This is a genomic window from Neorhizobium sp. PAMB6716, from assembly GCF_058242805.1.
Genome location: NZ_JBZAYW010000002.1, coordinates 712,204 through 733,631, shown reverse-complemented (window position 1 = coordinate 733,631; position 21,428 = coordinate 712,204). Strand labels below are relative to the sequence as shown.

General features: G+C 60.7%; 17 protein-coding genes and 2 pseudogenes. 15 read left to right on the top strand and 4 right to left on the bottom strand.

Annotation, left to right across the window (positions count from 1 at the left end):
• Positions 1 to 3: 3 nt before the first annotated feature.
• The 3 genes and pseudogenes from AC4CWH_RS21995 to AC4CWH_RS21985 form a co-directional block, all read right to left on the bottom strand.
• Positions 4 to 135, bottom strand: a pseudogene (locus AC4CWH_RS21995) (MFS transporter); the annotation flags it as partial.
• A 34-nt stretch (positions 136 to 169) separates the two neighbouring features.
• On the bottom strand, positions 170 to 847 hold the full coding sequence (locus tag AC4CWH_RS21990; protein ID WP_491321488.1) for a gamma-glutamylcyclotransferase: 678 nt from the start codon (positions 845 to 847) through the stop codon (positions 170 to 172).
• Positions 848 to 926: 79 nt separating this feature from the next.
• The gene (locus AC4CWH_RS21985; RefSeq protein ID WP_491286486.1) at positions 927 to 1,763 is read right to left on the bottom strand and encodes an alpha/beta fold hydrolase; all 837 of its coding nucleotides are present in this window, start codon (positions 1,761 to 1,763) and stop codon (positions 927 to 929) included.
• 444 nt (positions 1,764 to 2,207) lie between these two features.
• On the opposite strand from AC4CWH_RS21985, the pseudogene AC4CWH_RS21980 reads away from it, so the two are divergent.
• A pseudogene (locus AC4CWH_RS21980) lies at positions 2,208 to 2,444 on the top strand (GntR family transcriptional regulator); the annotation flags it as partial.
• A 99-nt stretch (positions 2,445 to 2,543) separates the two neighbouring features.
• Here the strand turns inward: AC4CWH_RS21980 and AC4CWH_RS21975 are convergent.
• Positions 2,544 to 3,557, bottom strand: a complete 1,014-nt coding sequence (locus tag AC4CWH_RS21975) for an AraC family transcriptional regulator (RefSeq protein ID WP_491286487.1) — start codon at positions 3,555 to 3,557, stop codon at positions 2,544 to 2,546.
• Between the two features lie 121 nt (positions 3,558 to 3,678).
• On the opposite strand from AC4CWH_RS21975, the gene AC4CWH_RS21970 reads away from it, so the two are divergent.
• The 14 genes from AC4CWH_RS21970 (at position 3,679) to AC4CWH_RS21905 (ending at position 21,406) form a co-directional block, all read left to right on the top strand.
• Complete coding sequence (locus tag AC4CWH_RS21970; RefSeq protein WP_491321487.1) at positions 3,679 to 5,118, top strand: APC family permease; 1,440 nt, start codon at positions 3,679 to 3,681, stop codon at positions 5,116 to 5,118.
• Positions 5,115 to 5,285 carry a hypothetical protein gene (locus AC4CWH_RS21965; protein WP_491286490.1) on the top strand — a complete coding sequence of 57 codons (171 nt, stop codon included), beginning with the start codon at positions 5,115 to 5,117 and terminating at the stop codon, positions 5,283 to 5,285. Before AC4CWH_RS21970 ends, AC4CWH_RS21965 begins: the two co-directional genes overlap by 4 nt.
• Positions 5,286 to 5,350: 65 nt before the next feature.
• Complete coding sequence (locus AC4CWH_RS21960; RefSeq protein WP_491321486.1) at positions 5,351 to 7,345, top strand: primary-amine oxidase; 1,995 nt, start codon at positions 5,351 to 5,353, stop codon at positions 7,343 to 7,345.
• 201 nt (positions 7,346 to 7,546) lie between these two features.
• The gene (locus AC4CWH_RS21955) at positions 7,547 to 8,521 is read left to right on the top strand and encodes a helix-turn-helix domain-containing protein (protein WP_491286493.1); all 975 of its coding nucleotides are present in this window, start codon (positions 7,547 to 7,549) and stop codon (positions 8,519 to 8,521) included.
• A 109-nt stretch (positions 8,522 to 8,630) separates the two neighbouring features.
• Positions 8,631 to 9,572 carry a SphA family protein gene (locus AC4CWH_RS21950; RefSeq protein ID WP_491321485.1) on the top strand — a complete coding sequence of 314 codons (942 nt, stop codon included), beginning with the start codon at positions 8,631 to 8,633 and terminating at the stop codon, positions 9,570 to 9,572.
• A gap of 11 nt (positions 9,573 to 9,583) precedes the next feature.
• Complete coding sequence (locus AC4CWH_RS21945) at positions 9,584 to 10,810, top strand: MFS transporter (RefSeq protein ID WP_491286495.1); 1,227 nt, start codon at positions 9,584 to 9,586, stop codon at positions 10,808 to 10,810.
• A gap of 81 nt (positions 10,811 to 10,891) precedes the next feature.
• A complete protein-coding gene (locus AC4CWH_RS21940) occupies positions 10,892 to 12,346 on the top strand; it encodes an amidase (RefSeq protein WP_491321484.1) in 1,455 nt (484 codons plus the stop codon).
• A 602-nt stretch (positions 12,347 to 12,948) separates the two neighbouring features.
• Positions 12,949 to 14,532 (top strand): ABC transporter substrate-binding protein, encoded by a 1,584-nt coding sequence (locus tag AC4CWH_RS21935; RefSeq protein ID WP_491286499.1) that lies wholly within the window; start codon positions 12,949 to 12,951, stop codon positions 14,530 to 14,532.
• Positions 14,533 to 14,605: 73 nt separating this feature from the next.
• A complete protein-coding gene (locus AC4CWH_RS21930) occupies positions 14,606 to 15,586 on the top strand; it encodes an ABC transporter permease (RefSeq protein ID WP_491286501.1) in 981 nt (326 codons plus the stop codon).
• A complete protein-coding gene (locus tag AC4CWH_RS21925; RefSeq protein WP_491286504.1) occupies positions 15,586 to 16,506 on the top strand; it encodes an ABC transporter permease in 921 nt (306 codons plus the stop codon). The genes AC4CWH_RS21930 and AC4CWH_RS21925 overlap by 1 nt, the downstream gene beginning before the upstream one ends.
• Complete coding sequence (locus tag AC4CWH_RS21920) at positions 16,503 to 18,344, top strand: dipeptide ABC transporter ATP-binding protein (RefSeq protein WP_491321483.1); 1,842 nt, start codon at positions 16,503 to 16,505, stop codon at positions 18,342 to 18,344. The genes AC4CWH_RS21925 and AC4CWH_RS21920 overlap by 4 nt, the downstream gene beginning before the upstream one ends.
• Positions 18,345 to 18,400: 56 nt before the next feature.
• Complete coding sequence (locus tag AC4CWH_RS21915; RefSeq protein ID WP_491287809.1) at positions 18,401 to 19,162, top strand: DeoR/GlpR family DNA-binding transcription regulator; 762 nt, start codon at positions 18,401 to 18,403, stop codon at positions 19,160 to 19,162.
• The gene (locus tag AC4CWH_RS21910; RefSeq protein ID WP_491286507.1) at positions 19,155 to 20,444 is read left to right on the top strand and encodes a Zn-dependent hydrolase; all 1,290 of its coding nucleotides are present in this window, start codon (positions 19,155 to 19,157) and stop codon (positions 20,442 to 20,444) included. Before AC4CWH_RS21915 ends, AC4CWH_RS21910 begins: the two co-directional genes overlap by 8 nt.
• Positions 20,441 to 21,406, top strand: coding sequence for a phosphotransferase (locus AC4CWH_RS21905; protein ID WP_491286509.1), 966 nt, complete (start codon positions 20,441 to 20,443; stop codon positions 21,404 to 21,406). Before AC4CWH_RS21910 ends, AC4CWH_RS21905 begins: the two co-directional genes overlap by 4 nt.
• The last annotated feature ends 22 nt before the right edge of the window (positions 21,407 to 21,428 follow it).

The window sequence follows — 21,428 nt, the reverse complement described above, 5'->3', positions numbered from 1 at the left end:
TGTTTACGCCGCGCCTGGCCGATTGATCGTCAGGAAGTGGCGGACAACAGGCTTCTGAGGGCCATCGTGGTAGGCCAGCACCTTGCTCTGCAGGTCGGCGTCGGCGTTCGAAGCACGCCGATGCTGGCGAAGGTAAAAGCCATCGGCAAAGACCCCGCAAGGGCTGATCTTACGCTTTTTTGCGCGCGATGATGTCTGCGGCGACCAGGGCTTGCAGATGCCACAGGTTGCGGTCGCGGATGCCTTCCGCCTGAAGATCGACAATAGTCTTATGAAGATACTCGGCGCAGGAGCCTCCCTGCCCGCATGCCGCTGCGATCAGCGCGGATGCCTCTTCGGCGGGCAAAGGACGGGTCAGCCCGAGCCGCCTCGTACTCGCCCAGAATGTCAGTGCCCTGCGCGTGCCGTGTGCGGTTCGCACAGACAGCCACCGCACCATGTCCCTGACCTCGCGATACCTGATTTCCCGCGCGACAAGCGCACGCAGATCCTGACGCCGCCGCTCGGGCGAAAGCTCGAACACGATGCCATCGCACTGACCGCCCCGCTCCAGCGCCATCATCAGGCCCGGCGCGTCGCTAGTTGCCCGCCACCGCTCGATCTTGAGGGAGAACGATCTGTGCCATCCATAAGCCGTGCCCCGTTGCCGGTCGACCGGTTCAAACTCCGGATTCCAGATCAGCGAACCATAGGCAAAGATCAGCAGGGGATCGTTACCCGCTTCGCCTTCGATCTGCTCAACGAGCGCCTCCAGCTCCTGGTCGGAAAGAGGCGTCCAGCCCGGCTCCGGCCCATCATCACGGATGTCCCTGATCGTCAGGGCAACAAGTTCGGAGGTCAGCAGCATCATCGTCTCAAAAGTTGAAGCAAGGATCAAAGAGTATGGCCGCGACAGACACCTGTCGCGGCCTTGGCCCTTGGGAGGTTTAGCTTTGAATGAAGGCTAGCAGGTCTGCGTTCAAAACATCTGCATGCGTTGTCAGCATGCCGTGCGGGTAACCGGGATAGACCTTCAGCGTGCCGTTCTTGACAAGCTTGACGGAAAGCTTGCCGGCGTTGTCGATCGGCACAACCTGATCGTCATCGCCATGCATGACCAGAACAGGAACGGTGATCGCCTTCAGATCTTCCGTCTGATCTGTTTCGGAAAATGCCTTGATGCCATCGTAATGGGCCTTGGCGCTGCCCATCATGCCCTGCCGCCACCAATTCTGGATGACGCCGGGATAGACCTTCGCATCGGGGCGATTAAATCCATAAAACGGTCCTGCCGGGAAATCGATGAACAACTGCGCGCGGTTCTCGGCAACGCCCTGGCGGATGCCATCAAAAACCTCCATCGGCAGGCCACCGGGATTGGATGCCGTCTTCAGCATCAGCGGCGGCACGGCTGCAACGAGGACAGCTTTGGCAACACGTCCGGCCGGCTGACCGTGCTTGGCAACGTAACGGGCCACTTCGCCACCACCGGTCGAATGCCCGATATGCACGACGTTCTTCAGATCGAGTGCCTCGACAACGGCGAAGGCATCAGCAGCGTAATGGTCCATGTCATGACCGTCCGCAACCTGGGCAGAGCGGCCGTGACCACGGCGGTCATGGGCGATGACGCGGTAGCCCTTCGAGACGAAGAACAGCATCTGCGCATCCCAGTCGTCCGACGAGAGCGGCCAGCCGTGATGGAACATGATGGGCTGAGCATCCTTCGAGCCCCAGTCCTTGTAGAAGATTTCGACGCCGTCCTTGGTTGTGATCGTGCTCATTGTCCTGGTTCCTTCATCGGGGTTGGCGGCAGCTGTTGCTGCACGAGAAAAAGTGGTGGGAAATACTGCTGTAGCGGCCGCTGCAGCTCCGGAGAGCAGGACGCTGCGACGGGTGATGGAAAAGCTGTTCTCGATCATGTGCGTAACCCGCTGTCTCGGTTTTTAGCTGTCAGACGATCCGTGTGTTCGTCTGATGGGGAGATATTGCGGGTGAAACGGGGAAACAACAACTGCATTAATATTGGGGATTTCATTTCAAAATTCGCAATAATAAACGCGCCCGACGGCCCCCGTCGGGAGGCTGTCCTTGGAGGCTACGGGCGCCTCGTGGACGGGCCAAGCGTGCGATGGATCTTGATCGAAAGCCAACTCAGACCCACTTGATCAGAGCCAGAAGGTGGCGGTAGCGGCGATGCAAATTGCCGAGGAGAAGATGTGAGCACAGCTGTCGTTTCGACCTGTAATTCCGCAACGCGGATGGCCAGCCTGTCCCCGGTCTTCGACCGGTTCCTGCGCTATCACGTGCTGGCTGAAAGTGTTCGTGGACAGCTGTGGCCGGCGATCACAAGCTGCTTTTCGAACTTGTACTGGTGAAAGATGCCAAGGGCGCCAAGACGGTGATCCGCGACCAACGTGATAAGCGGCGTGAAACACATCCGGAAAAGCCGCGATATTCTGTAGACTTCTATAGACGCCCATTGCTGTCTTGATCACCAGGTGGCTGACCGGCGGCCAAGGCGGCAACAAGAGCAGCGCGTCCTCGGCCGAAGAGCGATGCTGCTAACCTTCGTGGTTGCTCCATCCCCGGCGGGCGCGCCAGAGCACGGTGGAATCCGCATAGCCCAGCACTTCGGCAATGCGGGCCTTCTGCACATGGGCTTCGATCTGGGTGGACGCGATGGACTGGCGCACATCGCGGACAAGGTCGCGAAGCGATGTGCCCTCCTCAGACAGACGTCGTTGCAAGGTGCGCACTGAGATGCCGAACTCTGCCGCAATGGCTGGCAACGTGATCGGCTTGTGCCCGAGATAGATGCCGATCAGGGCGCAGACCCGCTCACGGGTGCTGGTGGGAGGCGGCGTATTGCTCATAAGTTCGACCACATGCCGTTCGATCACGGCCGACAGCGCAGGGTCTTCGTGGCGATAGAGGCGGGATGCGTTGCTGCCGGCAACGATAATGCGGTTGGCAGACTCTCCGAACTTCAAGGGACAGCGGAAGATGCGCTCAAGAAGCGAACGATCGCGGGGCGCAAGATGCTCGAAATGGACTTCGAGCGGCTTCCAGCTTTTGGTAAAACACGAGCGCACCAGCTGGCAGGAGGCGGCAACGGAAAACTCGCTGTCCTGCCGCCTCGGCCACATCCGGTCATCCTCGAGCCTGTAGCTCCAGACGAGATTGCCGTTCTCCTCGAACACGCCGGAACTGGTCGCGCTCTGCACGGCATTGACATATTTGGCCAGCCGCTCGAAGCCCGCCCGGATTGTGCCGGAAATTGAAAACAGGATGCCGATCGGCCCGATATCGCTCGGTTTGAACAGGGTTCCCAGCCGTGCCCCGAGCGATGGTTCCTCGGTGATCAGCGCGGCGTGTTCGAAGATCTCGATGTAACGCGCCATGGGGATCATCGCATAGGGATCGTCGAGCTGGCTGCGCAGAAGTCCGTGCGCGGCAAGTAAAAGGTCGGTCTTGCCGCTGCGCCTGTCGATTTGTTCGACAAGCGGGGCAAGAACAGAGGCGCGAATGGATGCAATTGCAGGCATTCGGCTGGTCAATTGCGGTGCATATGCCATTTTCAGCGCCCCGAAGGCCATTGCTGGCGCAAATTATCGATTCATTGGCATAACTAGCAATTCCGGTGCCAGAAACCCGCACCTACCCTCTTGATCAAAATCAAGCACAAGAGGGGTTCCCATGACAGTACAATCCATTGCGGATGGTCCGCCCGACCGCCTTGCGAAGAATTCCGTTGGCCTTGCCCATATCGTCTTTTTCGTCGTGGCCGCAGCCGCTCCGCTAACCGCCGTGGTCGGTGCGACACCGGCGGCCTTTGCCTTCGGCAACGGCGCCGGTGTGCCGGGTGCCTTCGTGCTCGCCGGCATTCTTTACCTGCTGTTTTCGATTGGCTTCACGGCCATGAGCCGCCATGTCGGCGGCGCCGGCGCCTTTTACACCTATATCACCCAGGGCCTCGGCAAGCCGGCCGGTGTCGGCGGCGCCTTGATGGCGCTCGTCACCTATTTCGCCGTGCAGATCGCCGTCTATGGGCTCTTCGGCGTCTTCATGACCGGTGCCATGACGCCGGTCGCCGATCTGCCCTGGTGGGTCTGGTCCTTTGCCGCGCTCGTCATCGTGCATGCCTGCGGCCAGCGCAACATCGCCTTTTCCGGCGCCATCCTCGGTGTCTGCATGATCGCCGAGATCGCCATCCTGCTGCTGCTCGACATCGGCATCGTGGTGGCCGGCGGCGGACCGGAAGGGTTCGGCTTCACCTCGTTTTCGCCAGCCACCGTCTTTGCGCCCGGCCTCGGCGTGGCGCTGGTCTTTGTCGTCGGTTCCTATATCGGCTTCGAGGCAACCGCGATCTTCGGCGAAGAAGCCGAGAACCCGGAAAAGACAATCCCGCGCGCCACATATCTGGCCGTGCTCCTGATCACAGTTTTTTATGCCTTCTCCACCTGGGCAATAGTCCAGTTCTACGGCCCGGCCGCCGTGCAGCCGACGGCAGCAGCCGGTCTGGAGAGCTTCTACTTCGCCGCGACCGACAGCGTGCTCGGTACCTGGGCCTCGCAGGTGATGAACATCCTTCTGATCACCAGCCTGTTTGCCTGCATCCTCTCCTTCCACAACACACTGAACCGCTATTTCTTTGCGCTGGGCCGCGAAGGCCTGGCCTTCAAGCTGCTCGGCAAGGTGCATCCGATGCATGGCTCGCCCTATGTCGCCGGCATGCTGCAGAGCGCGATTGCCGCGCTCGTTCTCGTCCTCTTCATCCTCGCCGGCGCCGATCCCTATACGGTCGTTTTCTCCTGGATGTCGGCCCTCGCCGTCATCGGCATCCTTGCCGTGCAGGCCCTGGTTTCGGTCGCTATCCTTCTCTTCTTCCGCAAGGTGAAGACCGGCTACAGTCTCTGGACCACGGTGATCGCCCCGTCACTCGGGCTGATCGGCCTCCTTGGCGCCCTTGGATTGGTCATCAACAACCTGTCGCTGCTGTCGGGGTCCGAAAGCCTTGTTGTCAAAGCCTTCCCCACTCTGATCGTGCTGGTCGGCCTCTTGGGGGCAGCCTTCGCCATCAAGATCAGGAAGGCAAAACCTGCCCTCTACGCTTCTCTCGGAAAGGCCTTCGAATGACTGCGCTCTCGACTTTTCGCCCGACGGACCGGTTGCTCAAGGCCGTGCTCGTCGCCCTCACCGTATCGACGCTCCTGCTCGCCGGCGAGGCACACGCCTTCTGCACCCTCTTCTGCATCCACGGCATGCCTGTCGTCGATACCGAGATCTGCGCCAGCCGCGGTTGACATTTCCGGGTGGCGCGTGATGAGCGCCACCCTCTCCTCCCGCCTGATTGCCAAAGGACCGTTCCATGGACGCCGTCGTCGACACCATTTTCCACCCGCTCGATCCCTTGAGCCTTTCCGAGATCGCGCAAGCCATTGCCATCCTCCGGCAAGAGAAGGCGCTGACTGACACCATCCGCTTCCCGATCATCCGGCTGGAAGAGCCGACCAAGGCGGATCTCGCGGCATTTCGGGCCGGCCAGCCGCTGGCGCGTTTGGCCTTCGTCCTCTCGCTCGACATTTCGAGCGGTGCGACGTTTGAAAGCATCGTTGACCTGTCGGCAAAGACCGTTGCCGACCACAAGCGGCTGGCCCATGACGAACTGCCCTATGGCCAGCCGCCGGTCATGCTGTGCGAATTCGAAACCGTCGAGGCGACGGTGAAATCCGATCCCCGCTGGGTTGAAGCGGTCAAGAAGCGCGGCATCACCGACGAGGACATTCCGCTCGTCCAGATCGACCCCTTCTCATCCGGTTATTTCGGCCTGGAATTTGAAAAGGGCCAGCGTATCGTGCGTGCGGTCTCCTACTGGCGTGGTGACGAGCGCGACAACGGCTATTCCCACCCAATCGAAGGGGTCGTTGCCGTGGTCGATCTGGTGAAGAACCAGGTGGTCGATCTCGTTGATGACGGTCGCATCATTCCGGTGCCAAAGAAGAAGCGCAATTACGGTCAGGAGGCTTTTCCGGAGACGCGGCAGGGTTTGAAGCCGCTCGATATCGTCCAGGCGGAAGGGCCGAGTTTCACCGTCGATGGCTGGCAGGTCGAATGGCAGAACTGGTCCTTCCGCGTCGGTTTTACCCCGCGCGAAGGCCTCGTTCTGCATGAACTGGGCATCAAGGACGGCGGCAAGATCCGCCCGATCATCTTTCGCGCCTCGGTGACGGAAATGGTCGTGCCTTACGCCGACCCGACCGCCAACCACTTCTGGAAGAGCGCCTTCGACGCCGGCGAATATGGGCTCGGGCGTCTCGCCAATTGCCTCGAACTCGGCTGCGACTGCCTCGGCCACATCCACTATTTCGACGTGCCCTCGGCCGACGATTTCGGCCAGCCGATGGTGATGAAGAATGCCATCTGCATGCATGAGGAGGATTACGGCATCCTCTGGAAGCATTACGAATTCCGCAATGGCATCTTCGAGGTCCGCCGGTCCCGCCGCCTCGTCATCTCCTTCTTCGCCACGGTCGGCAATTACGACTACGGCTTTTACTGGTATCTCTATCAGGACGGCACGATCCAGCTCGAAGCCAAGCTCACCGGCATCATCCAGACGGCAGCCGTGGCACCGGGCGAGACCTATCCCTGGGGCGGCATGGTCGATGACAATCTTGGCGGCCCGACCCACCAGCATTTCTTCAACGCCCGCCTGCACATGGATGTCGATGGCGGCGGCAATACCGTCACCGAGCATGAATTCGCTCCCCGCCCATGGGGTGATGACAACCCCTATGGCAATGTCTTCGACACCAAGACCAAGGTGTTGAAGCGCGAGCTGGATTCACCCGCCGTGGCCAATGGCGAGACCGGGCGCTACTGGAAGGTGCAGAACCCGAATGTGCAAAATTCCGTCGGCAAGGCACCGGGCTACAAGATGGTGGTGATGCCGAGCCCGCTGATGCTGGCGCAGGAAGGCTCGACCGTTGCCCAGCGTGGCGGTTTTGCCAAGAAGCACATCTGGGTGACGGCCTTCGACCCGGCGGAAAAATACGCCTCCGGCGACTATCCGAACGTCCATGCCGGCGGTGACGGCCTGCCGAAATATGTGGCCCAGAACCGCACTATCGAAAATGCCGACATCGTCCTCTGGCATTCCTTCGGTCACACCCATGTCTGCAAGCCGGAGGATTTTCCGATCATGCCGGTTGAATATGCGGGCTTCACGCTGAAGCCGAACGGCTTCTTTGCAGCCAACATCGCCATGGACCTGCCGGCCGACAGAAACGGCCACAGCAAGGACAATCGCGAGGCAGATTGCTGCGCTGCCAAACCGGAAACGAAGAGCGGTTGCTGCCGCTGAGGCGACGCCCGGAAGCCTGGAAGCGCGTGGCAAGGCCACGGGCTTCCTCTCACATAATCAAGGTGTCGTGTATGGCGGCACCGGCCATTCTTCGACCGCACGCACGGAATGCGCCGGCAGACAGCCAAACCCCGTGCAAGATCCTTGCCGATGCTCTTATAAAGCCCAAGCTGTTCCCTTCCTCGTCAAGTGGAGGCATTCGTGAATGCAGGCGACGCGCAGGTTGTCGGACATCCAGGCCTCGGCCAGGCTGGTGCGACAACCGTTCATTCCCTCGATGCGGCCGCGCGCATGATGAAGGACTGGCAGCTGGAAACGCTCCAGATGTCGCCCGGCAAGATCAATTATTCGCTGACCATGCAAAGGTTCGGCGCCATTCAGATGCTGAGGGAGACGACCGACAAGACGCTTCTGAAGCGCGGCAGCGGCCCGCCGGGCGTGCTGGTGCTCAGCATTGCCGTCCAGGCCGACGGCACGGGCTGGCTCTTCGGTCACGAAATGGCGCCACGGGTCAGCATTCTCATGGACGGGCAGCGGCTTCCGGAAATCCTCACACCGCGCGCCTTCGATCTCCTCTACCTGACCGTCGACCGGCGATGGCTGATCGAGCAGATCGCGACGCGCGGGTTTGAACAGCTCGCCAGCTATCTCCAGCAGCACCATTCGATTGCGCTGTGGCATGATCACAGCATTCGGCTCGACCAGATGTTTACACCTCTCTTGGCAGGCGACAGTCAAACAGATCCCGGGCGCGCTTCAACGCAAAATGCGATCCTCGACAAGCTTTTGCTCGCATTCACATCGGCGCGGAAGCTGGAGCCGGTGGCAGACAGCAGCCGCAAGCAGTTGATCGATCGCGCCCGGATGATGCTCATGTCCACGGCCAGCGAACAGGTAACGGTTGCCGATGTCGCAGCGCAACTTGGCATCAGCCGCCGGCATCTGCAGACCTGCTTCAATCTGTCCGTCGGTATTGGCGCAACGGAATTCGTCAAGGCCGAGCGGCTGAACCTGGTGCGTCGCGAACTCTTTTCGGCTCGAGACGCCGGTCGTGTCCCCTCAATCGGTGATATCGCCGCCCACTGGGGTTTCTGGCATCTCAGCCGGTTTGCAGGCTATTACCGCGACATGTTCGGCGAACTTCCCTCAGAAACGGTCCGCCAGGCACAAGACTGAGAAAAAAGTTCGACAACAGCCTTACGACTTCCCAAAACGGATAACGCTTCGCGCATTTGCGTTTCTACAATTGTTCCATCGGTTCATTTAAGAAACCTGGGGAACGATGATGTCTCAATTGCAACGCACAGCCCTGTGCGCGACCACACTGCTTGTGTCTGCTCTATCCGTGACCGCCTTTGCCGTCTCGCCGGCGCACGCCGTCGAGCAGGGTAGCAACATCACGCCGATGGGTGTCACCGATTTTGGTGCGGGCATGACCCCACCTTCGACACCCTACGGCACCTTCGGTCTTCGCGCGACCTACTATTCCGCGACCAAATCGAAGGATGCCTCCGGGCATACCGTGAACAACGATCTGAACCTCGATGTCGAAACGCTGGGTCTTGCCTATTTCTACATGACAGACCTGGAACTGCTCGGCGCCAAGGTCGGCTTTGGCGGGGTCCTTCCCATGATCAAGATCAATGGCAGCCTGTCGGTCTCAACGCCGATTGGTCCGCTGGATATCTCAGGCGAAGACTTTTCGATGGGCGATGCGCAGATCATCCCGATCCTTCTCGGCTGGCAGGCGCCGCCGAACCTCTTTGTCAATGCGGGCCTGCAGGTCCAGATGCCAACCGGACATTACGATACGTCCAATGCCTTCAACGGTGGCGTCAATCACTGGACAATCACGCCCTTTGTCGGCGCTACTTATCTCTCCGACAGCGGCTTTGAAGTGTCGACGCAAGCGAGCGTCAACTTCAATACCGTCAACCCGGCGACCGATTACCGGAGCGGTGTCGAATATATGCAGGAATTTGCCATAGGCCAGCATATCAATGCCTGGACGATCGGGCTTGCAGGTTACGCCTATCAGCAGTTGACCGACGACGAGGGGCCAGGTGTCGTGGATGGCAATCGGTCACGGGTGTTTGCGGCGGGTCCTGCGATCAACTTCTTCCAGCCTGGACTGCCGCTGGTTTCGCTGCATGCCTACAAGGAATTCGGCGCCGAAAACCATGCGGAAGGCTATAGCGTTGCCCTGCGCGTGGCCATGTCTTTTTGAGGGAGTGCATCATGGATCATCATTCCGTCACGCTCAAACAGGCCGGTCATCTGCAGGGGCTGATTATTCAACTGGCCAGCAGTCTCACCATCATGGGCTCCGTCATGATCGCCCCGATGCTGCCAAAAATCACCGCCGAATTTGCCGCCATCAACCCGCAGTCGGTCGAGCTGATCCCGCTTGTCGTTGCAGGGCCGGCGCTTGCGATTGCGCTGTTTGCGCCGCTGGCCGGATTGCTTGCCGACCGCGTCGGGCGCAAGACCATGCTGCTGATAGGCTCTGTCCTCTACGCCCTCTTCGGCGTCATGCCGGCCCTTCTGGCCGACATCAACCTCATTCTCATCTCGCGCCTGCTGTTTGGCTGCGCGGAAGCCATCATCATGACCTGCTGCACGACGCTGATTGCCGATTACTGGCAACCGGCTGAGCGGATGCGCTACATTTCCCGTCAGGTGGTAACGATTGGTATCGTCGGTGCATTGTTCTTCGTCATTGGCGGGGTCGCCGGAGAAGGCTCCTGGCGAACACCCTTCTTTCTGTATCTCGCGCCCATCCTGATGCTTCCCGCGATCATGCTGCTGCTGTGGGAGCCCGAACGCCGCAAGGAGGATGTCGAAGGGCCTGGCCGCGCAGAGAGCGGTCTCTGGCTGACCGTGACCGGGGCCTATTTCCTGATCTTTACCGGAATGGTCACCAGCTTTATCGCTGCCGTGATGACACCGAACGTGCTGGTTGCCATGGGGGTGACGTCCACATCACTGATCGGCGCTGCCGCCGGCTTGTCGATCCTGTCCACCTTGGGCGGCTCCATTGCCTGGCCTATCCTGCGCAATCGCATCGGTGTCGCCGGCGTCAATGCCTTTCTGGTCGCGACGATGGCGGCGGGATTGTTCATCCTGGCGCTTGCCCCCTCCTATCCGGTGGTCTTGCTGGCAATGGTCGTCCAGGGTTTTGGAGCCGGTTTTCTGGTTGCCAATGCATCGCTGCCCTTGCTGGTCAAGCTTCCACCCCGATTGCGCGCCCGCGGTGTCGGTGGTTTTGCATCCTTCCTCTATCTCGGGCAGTTCGCCAGCCCTTTCATCGTCCTGGCGCTCGCCGCTCCCTTCGGGGGCATGCCGCAAGGCCTTCCGGCTGGCATCATGACCTGGTCGAGCTTTACGCTTCTGATTGCAGCCGCATGGCTGGTGGTTGGGCTTACGAAGGGCGGACGGCCGGTCGATGGAGCGACGGCGTCCTGATCATACCGTCAATGACGCCAGCATCCTCTCGCCGGGGTGCCGGCGCGGCCGATCAATGAACAAATGAATGGGTGACTGAATATGTCGCAACTGACCCCACCTCTCGATGGCCTGGCGCTTGCCGAAGAAATCAAAAAGGGCACGCTCAGTGCCGGTGAAGCGCTTGCCGATGCCATCGGCAGGACAAGCAAGGTCAACCCGCAGCTGAATGCACTCGCGCAGGATCTGTCGGACCGGGCTGTTGCAGACTTGTCCGCGCCCACGCCCACTGGCCCCTTCGCAGGCGTTCCCATCCTCATCAAGGATCTGTTCACGCCGGTTGCGGGCGCGCGGATGACCAATGGGTCGCTTCTGTCGGAGCAGGTCGTGATGCCCTTCGATGCCGAAATTGTCACGCGCATCCGCAAGGCCGGCTTCACGATCTTCGGCACGACCACCTCGCCGGAATTCGGCAGTTCGTATACGACGGAATCGCGGCTGTTCGGTGCGACGCGCAATCCCTGGTCGCTCGATCACATCTGCGGCGGATCGAGCGGCGGTGCGGCCGCCATGGTTGCCGCCCGCGTCATTCCCGTCGCGCATGGCAATGACGGCGGCGGATCGCTGCGCGTGCCCGCATCCGCCTGCGGCGTGTTCGGCCTGAAGCCCTCCCGCGGGCTGATGCCGATGGGACCTGCCATTGGCGAGGGCTGGGCGGGAATGAGCACCGGCCATGTGATCACGCTTTCGGTGCGCGACAGCGCCGCGGCGCTCGACCAACTGGCCGGCGCCGATCCAGGCGCGCCCTATGCCGCGCCGCTTTACGACGGAAGCTTCCTGAACGCTGCGACCGGCGCTGCGCCAAAGGGGCTGCGGATTGGCCTTGTCACGCACCTGACACCCTGGGCCAGCCATCCCGATTGCGTGCAGGCGGTGATGAACACGGCGGCGCTTTGCGAGGATCTCGGCCATCATGTGGAAGAAGTTACACTGCCGGTCGATGCTCTTGAATTTTACGATACCGTCTTCACCATTATCGGCTGCCAGACCCGCAGCCTCCTGTCCATGATGGCGCGCATGGCGGGCCAGCCGATGGACGAGCAAGCGCTGGAGCCGCGCCACCGCGTCATCCTGCGCGAAAAGGGCGATCGGTCAGGCGCGGACTATGCGGCGGCGGTTGATTATATTCACGCCTTCGGCCGTCGCATGGCAGCCCTGATGGACAGATATGATCTCATATTGACGCCGACGATGGCAAAACCGCCGGCATTGATCGGAACACTGACCGTCGAGGATGACCAGTGCCTGTCCGATCTCATCGAGACGTTCCATTCGTTTTCGCCCTTCACCGCCTTGTTCAATGCAAGCGGCCAGCCCGCCATGTCCGTTCCCCTGCATTGGAATGCTGCCGGCCTGCCGATCGGCTCGCATTTTGCCGCACCATTTGCAGGCGAGCACAGGCTGTATGCGCTTGCGGCGCAACTGGAACAGGCGAGCCCATGGGCGCATCGCACGCCTCCCGTGTTGAGCAGGCCCGATCAACCGGTCAAAGCGTAAGGAGCAGCGCGTGATAGGCTTCATCCGGCGTCGCATATGTCCGGTTGTTGATGTCGGCTTTCAAATCGTCATCACTGGTCCCACCGTGCATGTTTCCGGGTAATTGCGCATCTGCGACGCTGCGAAGGCGGTACTCAGCAGGACCGGAAGTTTCTTCGGCGAGGCGTCTAGCGGGTATGGCGCTATCCTTCATATGAAGAGATGTGGGTTGAACCGATGCTCCTTGCTCTCGCAATGGAGCTGGCTGGCATTGAAGGGTAACCGATGTTCCGCTTCCACGTTGTCCTCGCCGCCTTAATCCGTGATCGCCTTTCCATGGACGGGCAACCGGTGCTGTCTGAGTTGTAGCCAGGATCATGCCTCGCACAGCACTCGGGCGTAGTCCGATGACGAAGCACGCTCCTGCCCCCCGTCATGCGCAGGTCGATCTGCTGCACCGCTTAAAAAAACGTCATACGGCCACTTAAGCAGTCAAAAACCACAGCTGCTATTGCACGATAGATCGCAAATCCCCCAATTCTTCCATTTGGCACGTCTTTTGCAATGACTGTTTTGACCGTTTTGAGTGATCTGACGGTTTCCAAAAGAAAAAGGGGAACTCAATGGGTTCGGAATTTAATCGTCGTCGCTTCCTGCAAGGCTCCGCGGGTGCAGCCGCCGTTGCAGGTTACATGCAGATCAATCCTGACTTTTTCATTTCGTCGGCCTTTGCACAGACCGGCAAGACCATGACCTTCCTGTCGGCTGAAAACATCACGGGCAACTGGGATCCGACGGCCCACACGACGCTGTCGCAGAAGAATATCGAAGGCTTCGTCATGGGTTTTCTCACCCGCACGCCGATGAAGCTCGACAACCCCGGCGAGGTCGTCTACGAGCTGGCAACCGAGATCAAGCTGCTGGACCCGCATCGCCTCCAGATCAAGCTGCGCCAGGGCATCGTGTTTCACGATGGAAAGCCGTTCAAGGCCGAGGACGTCAAGGCGACGTTCGAATACGGCTCCCGCACCGACCGGCCGGCCCAGTGGTATCCGGGGCCAAGCGAAACGCTGACCGTGGAGACACCCGACGATTACACAGTCATCGTGGACACCTCCAAGGGCGGCTATCCGGCACACCTCTTCATCTTCCTCGCTTCCTTCCTGCCGATCATGTCGGCCAAGGATGTGGCCGGCGGTCCCGGCGGCCCGCTGTCGCAGCGTCTCAACGGCACCGGCCCGTTCAAGTTCGTCGCCCAGCGCGGCAATGACACGGTGATGGAAGCCTTCGACGGCTACTTCAAAGGCAAGCCGGCCATACCCGGCATCAACTTCACCTTCACGGGCGATTCCACCACGCGCATGCTCTCGCTGATGAACGGACAGGCCTCCATCGTGGAGCGTCTAGAGCCGGAACAGGTGGATTCGATCAAGGACAATCCGGCGATCTACATCAACAAGGTCGTCTCGGTCGAAAACAAGTATCTGTGGTTCCGCTGCTCCAAGCCTCCCTTCGACGATCCGCGCATTCGCCTCGCCGCCTGCCACTCCATCGACCGTGAGATGATCATGGAACTGATGGGCTCGGCCGGCCACGCCTCGTCCAACTTCGTTTCGCCGGTGAAGTTCGGTTATGTTGACCTGCCGAACTACCCGAAATACGATCCGGAAAAGGCGCAGGCCCTGCTGGCCGAAGCGGGTTTTCCCAAGGGCAAGGGCCTGCCGGCGCTCGAATACATCACCTCCGTCGGCTTTTATCCGAAGACCAAGGAATATGGCGAACTGGTCACCGCCATGCTTCAGGAGCAGGGCTTCAACGTCAGCCTGACGGTGCTTGAACCGGCAGCCTGGAACGAGCAGCTTTATCATCGCCCAGGCGGTGGTCCCGGCCACATGGTCGATTGCGGCTGGTCGACGGCCTCTCCGGAACCCGACCTCGTGTTGCGCACGCATTTCCATTCCTCATCGCACCGCATTTGCGGCATCGAGGACAAGGACCTCGACGCCAGCCTCGACAAGGAACGCAATGCACCCACGCTCGAAGAGCGAAAGAAGGTTCTTGAGGAAGAGACGATGCCGCTTATCGCCTCCAAGATGCCGTGCCTGTCGCTGTTCACCTCCGTCATGATTCACGCGATGCAGAAGGACTTTGAGGGCATGTACATCTACCCGGACGGGTCGATCGACGCCTCCAAGCCCGCGGCCTGAGACGCTTCTCGCCCGCACGCCGCGCCATCGCGGCGTGCGGTCTTTCCCGTGAATCCTCGAGGGGAGCGATAGAATGTTCACCGTGAATTTCCTGCTGCGGCGCCTTTTTCAGGGCATTATCATCATCTTCCTCGTCTCCCTGCTGATCTTCACCCTCTTGAGGGTCGTGCCGGGAGATCCGGTGCGCCTGATGGCGGGCGGCATGGCGCCTGAAGCCCTGATCGAAAAGATTGCCACCGACATGGGCCTGCGGGACCCGATCCTCGTGCAATTCGGCCGTTATATGGGCGGCGTTGTCCACGGCGACCTCGGACAGTCCTTCGTGCGACCCGCAAATGGCGCCTCGACCGGCGGCGCGAACTTCAACGATACCACCCGTGGCGAACGGGCAGAAGTGTTCGACCTGATCTTCGACGCTCTGCCGATGACCCTTCAGCTGGCAGCCGTCACGCTGGTGATCGCGCTTGTGTTTTCCGCAATCATCGGCATTGCAGGTGGGCTGGCCATCGGCCGCTGGCCCGACAAGCTCGCCTTCTACATATCCTCGATCTTCATCTCACTGCCGAATTTCTGGCTCGGCATCGTGCTGGCGCTGCTGTTTTCGGTCAAGCTCGCCTGGCTGCCTGCCATCGGATATCAGGGCTTTGCCTATACAATCCTGCCCGCCATCGTTCTTGCGGTCGAACTGTCGCCGGTGCTGATCCGCACGCTGGTAAGCTCAGTATCCGGACAGATGATGGAGCCCTATGTTTCGGTCGGGCGCGTGCGCGGCCTGTCGCGTTCGCGCATCATCGTCAACCATGCCCTGCGCAATGCATCGGTGCCACTTCTCAACCTGCTCGGCGTGCAGTTTTCCAGCCTGCTCGGCGGCGTGATCATCGTCGAATATATCTTCGACTATCCGGGCCTTGGGCTTTTGACCATCAATGCCGTGCTCCAGCGCGACTTCCCGCTCATCCAGGGCATCGCCATCGTCACGAGCGCCATCTTCGTGCTCATCAACATTGCCGTCGATCTCGTCGCAACCACCATTGATCCGAGGCTTGAATATTGATGGCCCTTACATCCGCACTGGAAACCCCTGTCGTGACCAAGGCTGCCAGCCGCTCCATTTCGCGGCGTATCCTTGATCGCGCCGTGTCGGCGCCCGGCTTCCGCGTCGGCCTTGCGATATTTCTCATTCTGGCGCTTGCCGCTGCCCTTTATCCGGAAATCAGCGGCATCGACCCGACGAAGATGGATGTCCGCGCCCGGCTTCTGCCGCCCCTCTTCCTTGGCGACAAATGGAGCTGGCTCCACCCCCTCGGCACCGACCAGATCGGCCGCGACATGCTGGTTCGCTCGCTGGTCGGGCTTCGCTACTCCTTCCTGATCGGCGTGTCCTCGGTCGCCGTCACGCTGTTTATCGGCTGCGCACTGGGCACGATCGCTGGCTATTTCGGCGGGCGGATCGACATGCTGATCATGCGCCTCACCGATGCGCAGCTGTCGATCCCGATGATTATCCTTGCTATCGCCGTGCTTGGCGTATCCCGGCCGACCATTCCCGCCATCATTCTGGTTCTCGGGCTGTCGAGCTGGCCGGTCTATGCCCGTATCATGCGCAGCATCGTCATGACCGAAAGACAGCGCGAATATGTGCGCGCGGCAAAGCTCGGGGGCTCGACGGACATCCGCATCATCCTCAGCCTGCTTTTGCCGCTGCTTCTGCCGCCGGTTATCTTCACCTCGGTGCTGGATGTTGCCCGCATGATGATCTTCGAATCGATCCTCGGTTTTCTCGGCCTCGGCGTTCAGCCGCCCACGCCCACCTTTGGCAACATTATCGCGGATGGCCGAAAATACCTTCTCAATGCCTGGTGGATTGCCACCATGCCCGGCGTTTTCCTCGGCCTGACGCTCACCAGCATCAACCTTGTCGGCGCCTCGCTGGAACGTGCCCGCAACACCATTCACGGAGGGTCCGACCAATGAGCCAGCCGCTTCTCGAATTGAAAAACCTGTCCGTTGCCGCCGGTCGAGCCGGCACGGCAAGGACTATTTTGGACGCCATCTCCTTCACGCTCACCCCCCGCGAAATCGTCGGCGTCGTCGGCGCCAGCGGTTCGGGCAAGACCGTCTTGTCGAAGGCGGTCGTCAACTGGCTGGACGCGCCGCTTGCCCGTTCCTCCGGCACCGTGCTGTTCGAAGGCAAGGACATCTACGGCCTTTCCGAGATGGAGATGCGCACCTTGCGCCGGCGCGTCGCCTATGTCGGGGCAAACCCCATGGGCGCGCTTGACCCGACCTTGCCGGTCGGCGTGCAGATCGTCGAAAAGATCTGTGCCGTGGTGCCGGGCACGTCCCGGCAGGAGGCACGGCAGCGCACGATAGAACTGCTGGATGCCGTGCGCATTCCCTCGGCCGCCAGCCGCTTCGGCGATTATCCCTCGCAGTTTTCCGGCGGCATGATGCAACGGGCCCTGATCGTCGATGCGCTGGCGACCAATCCTGCCCTTTTGGTTGCCGACAACGTCACCCAGCCGCTTGATGTCACCGTTGCGGCCCAGGTCATCCGGCTGATGAAGGAGCTTTCTGCCGGTTTCGATACGGCGGTTCTTTTCGTATCATCGTCGCTGCCCGTCGCGCGCGAAGCCTGCAACCGCATCCTCGTGATGGAGGAAGGCCGGATTGTCGAAGAGCAGGAAACGGAGCAGCTGATTGCTTCTCCCCTTTATCCCTACACGCGCGAACTTGTCGAACAGACGCCGAAGATATGGAGCGGCAAGACCAAAATGCCGCGCCTTGACGACAAGCGTGACGTGGTCTTGAGCCTGCGCGACGTCTCGCAGGTCTACAAGGTCCGCAAGCGCACCGGCTTCGGCGGCTTCAACCACGTGCGCGCCGTGCGCAACGTGACCTTCGATATCCGCCGCGGAGACAGTTTTGCGATTGTCGGCGAATCCGGCTGTGGCAAGTCCACGCTCATGCGACTTCTGAGCCGGCTTGAAACGCCAAGTGCCGGCCAGATCCTGTGCGGCGGGGATGATATCGCAGGGCTCGGCGGCAAGGCTCTTCTGGCCTTTCGCAAGAGGCTCCAGATGGTGCTTCAGGATCCGTTCGGTTCACTGCCGCCACGCACCTCGGTTGGCAAGATGCTGGAGGGACCGCTGCGTACGCATGGCTGGAAAGACGGCGCAAAGATCCGCGAGCGTATCCTGAAGGTGATGGGTGAGGTCGGGCTTTCCGCCGATCTTTACGAGGAATTGCCGCTGGGCCTGAGTGCCGGGCAACGCCAGCGCATCAATGTCGCCCGTGCGCTGGTTCTGGAGCCAGAAATCCTCATCATGGATGAAACGCTCTCGGCGCTCGACCAGACGGAGCAGTTCAAGCTGCTGGATCTCTTCCAGAAACTACAGAAGGAATACAATCTCACCTACATATTCATCTCGCACGATCTTGCCATGGTCCGGAAGGTCTGCAACCGAGTCGCGGTGATGTATCTGGGCGAAGTGTTCGAACTCGCGGATAACGAGCGCCTGTTCTTCGACCCAGGCCATCCCTACACGATGGCCCTGCTGAGCGCGATGCCGACGCTGGAAGAACGTCGATACCAGCCGCAGGATTGCCTGCTGGAAGGCGAGCCCCCAAGCCCGATCAACATTCCCGACGGTTGCAGCTTCAAGTCCCGCTGCCCGCGTGCCATGGAGAAATGCGGCAGCCTGCAACCTGTGCTCACCGTTCGCGGCAGCCAGGATTTCGCAGCCTGTCATCTCGTTCCATCCGTTGCCGGCGGGGACGTGCCACCCGCTCCGAAATTGGCTTCGGCCTGAAAATCGTCGCGCCCCGGTTTGCCGGTGCCGCGCCACTGCTCATCCAAGGTGCATTCATGAGTTTCACGGAAAATCGCCTCAAGGTCATTCTGGACATGCTTAAGCAGAAGCAGCGTGTGCATGTGAATGCGCTTGCCGACCATCTGCAGGTAAGCCAGGAATCGATCCGGCGCGACCTCAAGGAACTGGAGACGCGCGGCTATGCTCGGCGCGTGTACGGCGGGGCGGTTCTTGAACTGCAGGAAAGCGACCAACCCTTTTCGGACCGCCTGCGCCTCGGCGCGCGGGAAAAAGCCCGGATCGGCGAAGCCGCCGCCGCGCTGGTTCAGGATGGTATGAAAGTGTTCATCGATACCGGAACAACGACGCTTGCCTGCCTAAAGCACCTGGAAGCGCGCAAGGACATCACCATCGTCAGCAATTCGCTGGCCGTTGCCGCCCATTTCTTCCACATGCCGCAGGCCAGCATCCGCGTGCTCGGCGGCAGAATGCGCCCCGAATATCAGGCGACCTACGGACACGAGACAGTGACCGCGCTGAAGGAGCATTTCTTCGATCTCGCCATCATCGCCATCAGCACCATTCACAGCGAGCGGGGCTTCATGGATTTCGGTGAGGACGAGGCGATCCTGCGCCGCGTCGCCAAGGCGCAGGCGAAACGTTCCGTCGTGGTGGCCGACAGCTCCAAGTTCGGACGGCTCGGTTCCATCCATACCTTTGGCCTCACCGATATCGATGCCGTCGTGACGAGCGGTGTGATGGCCCGGGAATTTTCCGACCAGTTCAATCAATCCAATGTGGAAATCATACATGCCTGACGTCCCCGCCTCCCCGACCCCGATCAACGCCGAACGGCTCCAGTCACTCATGGAAACCGTCTCCACCTTCGGAGGTGGACCGGATGGCTCCATGAACCGCCAGACGCTTTCCCGCGAGGATGGCATGGCGCGCGACTGGCTGGGCCGCTGGTTTGCCGAAAACGGCTTCGAACAGGCCGTGGACCCCATCGGCAACCAGTTCGGCAAACTGACGCTCGCCGGCCAGAACGCGCCTGTTATCATGGTCGGATCGCATCTCGACAGCCAGCCGAACGGTGGCCGTTTTGATGGCGCACTCGGCGTGATCGCTGCCTGTGAGGCCGTGATGTCCGTTCAGGAACGGCTGAAGGCGGAAGGCCGCCTTTCGGCCTGCAATTTCCAGATCGTCAACTGGACCAATGAGGAAGGCGCACGCTTTCAGCCGAGCCTTCTCGGCAGCAGCGTCTTTTCCGGTGCCGCCGATCTGGAATGGGCACTGGATCGCACCGATGGCCATGGCATTTCCGTGCGCGAGGCGCTGAACGAGATCGGCTATGCCGGAACCGACCAAGTGGAAATTCCAGAGGCGCTGATCGAACTGCATATCGAAGGCGACACGACGCTCTGCAATGCCGGAGAGCGGTTCGGCATCTTCACGCGCTTCTGGGGGGCGACGAAATATCGTCTCGCCTTCCTTGGCCGCCAGGCCCATACCGGGGCGACCCCGATGGCAGACCGGAAAGATGCCCTGCTGGCCGCGGCCTATCTGATTGCCGATCTCAAGCAGATCTCTACCGAACATGGCCTTGAACTGCACACGTCAGTCGGCCGCCTCGAGGTCTACCCCAATTCTCCCAACGTGGTCCCGGCGGAAGCCGTGCTTTTCATCGAACTGCGCTCCGCCGTCCCTGAGGTTCTGGCAGAGGCCGAGCGCAAGATGCTGGCCCGGATCGAGGACGCCGCGCTGAAGGCTGGCGTGACATCGCTGGTACGGTCCATTGATCGCCGCAAGGCAGGCTCGTTTTCCTCCGGCCTGATCGCGTTGGCGCAAGATGCAGCCGCCCGGCTTGGCGAGACGGCTCGCCCGCTCGATACAATCGGCGGTCATGATGCGGTGGCCATGTCGGATACCTGCCCCTCGGTGGTTCTGGCCGTCCACAGCCGTGACGGCGTCATCCATCATCCGACCGAATTCACCTCGCCGGAAGATCAGGCGCTGGGAACGCAAATCCTGGCGGACATGCTCTACAGGATTGCCTGCGAGGGCCTTCAGGTGATGGAAGTCAGCGAGGCGGCCGAATGACGAAACCGGGATCTGCCGTAACTGGGGTGCAAAGCCGGGTCGAGAAGGCGCTTGCCGCCTTCGCCGATAGGCTGGGAGACGCCCCCTCCTGCGCACCGGCCATGCCGGCTGTCGCCTCACCCTCTTATCACGCCGTGGAATCGCAAAGTTTCCTCGTTTCAGCCAAGGATGGCGAGACGCCTTTCTTTCTGCGGCTGGGTCTGGATGAAGTTGCCGATCTCGTGGACGGCGAGGCAGCCTTTGCCGCGGCGGTGCGCCTTCATCAGCTGGGCTTTGCCCCACAACCGCTTGGCTACGACGCCGCCAGCCACAGCACGCTTTTCACCGGTCTCGGCGAGGATTGGAAAGCGGCGAAGATCGACGACCTGATGCCGTCGGAAACCGTCGCGCGGCTTATCGGTGTGCAAAAAGAGATTGCCGCAGGCGTATCGTTCGGCCGCAACTGGTCCGTTTTCGATGGGATCACACAGCTCTGGGAAATCGTCACGGAGGGCGCGATGGATCTGCCCGGCGATGCCGAGTGGCTGCTGTCCTGGATGGGGCCGATCCGTCAGGCCATCGAAGCCTCCGGCATCGATCTGAAGCCCGCCCATGGCGATCCCCATTCATCGAATGTCATGCTGGGTCCGAACGGCGCGATCCAGCTTGTCGACTTCGACATGGCCGCAGACATTGATCCCTATTACCAGCTGGGCGTGCAGATGAACGAACTTTACCAGTTCGAAAGCCAGATGAAGCCGCTGCTCGACATGCACGACGGAACCTTCAGCGAGCGCGCCTTCAACCGATGCCGCGCTTATGCCGCCGCCGACGATTTTTACTGGGCGCTGCGCAGCCTGGTTCTTGAACTGCGCTTGCCACCGCGCGGCATCGAATTCCTCAAATATGCCGGCTGGCGGTTTCTTCGATGCCGGATGTTGCTTGGCCATCCGGATTTCGAGGCAAAGCTGCGGGCTCTCTAAAAAAATACAAAAAAGGGAACAT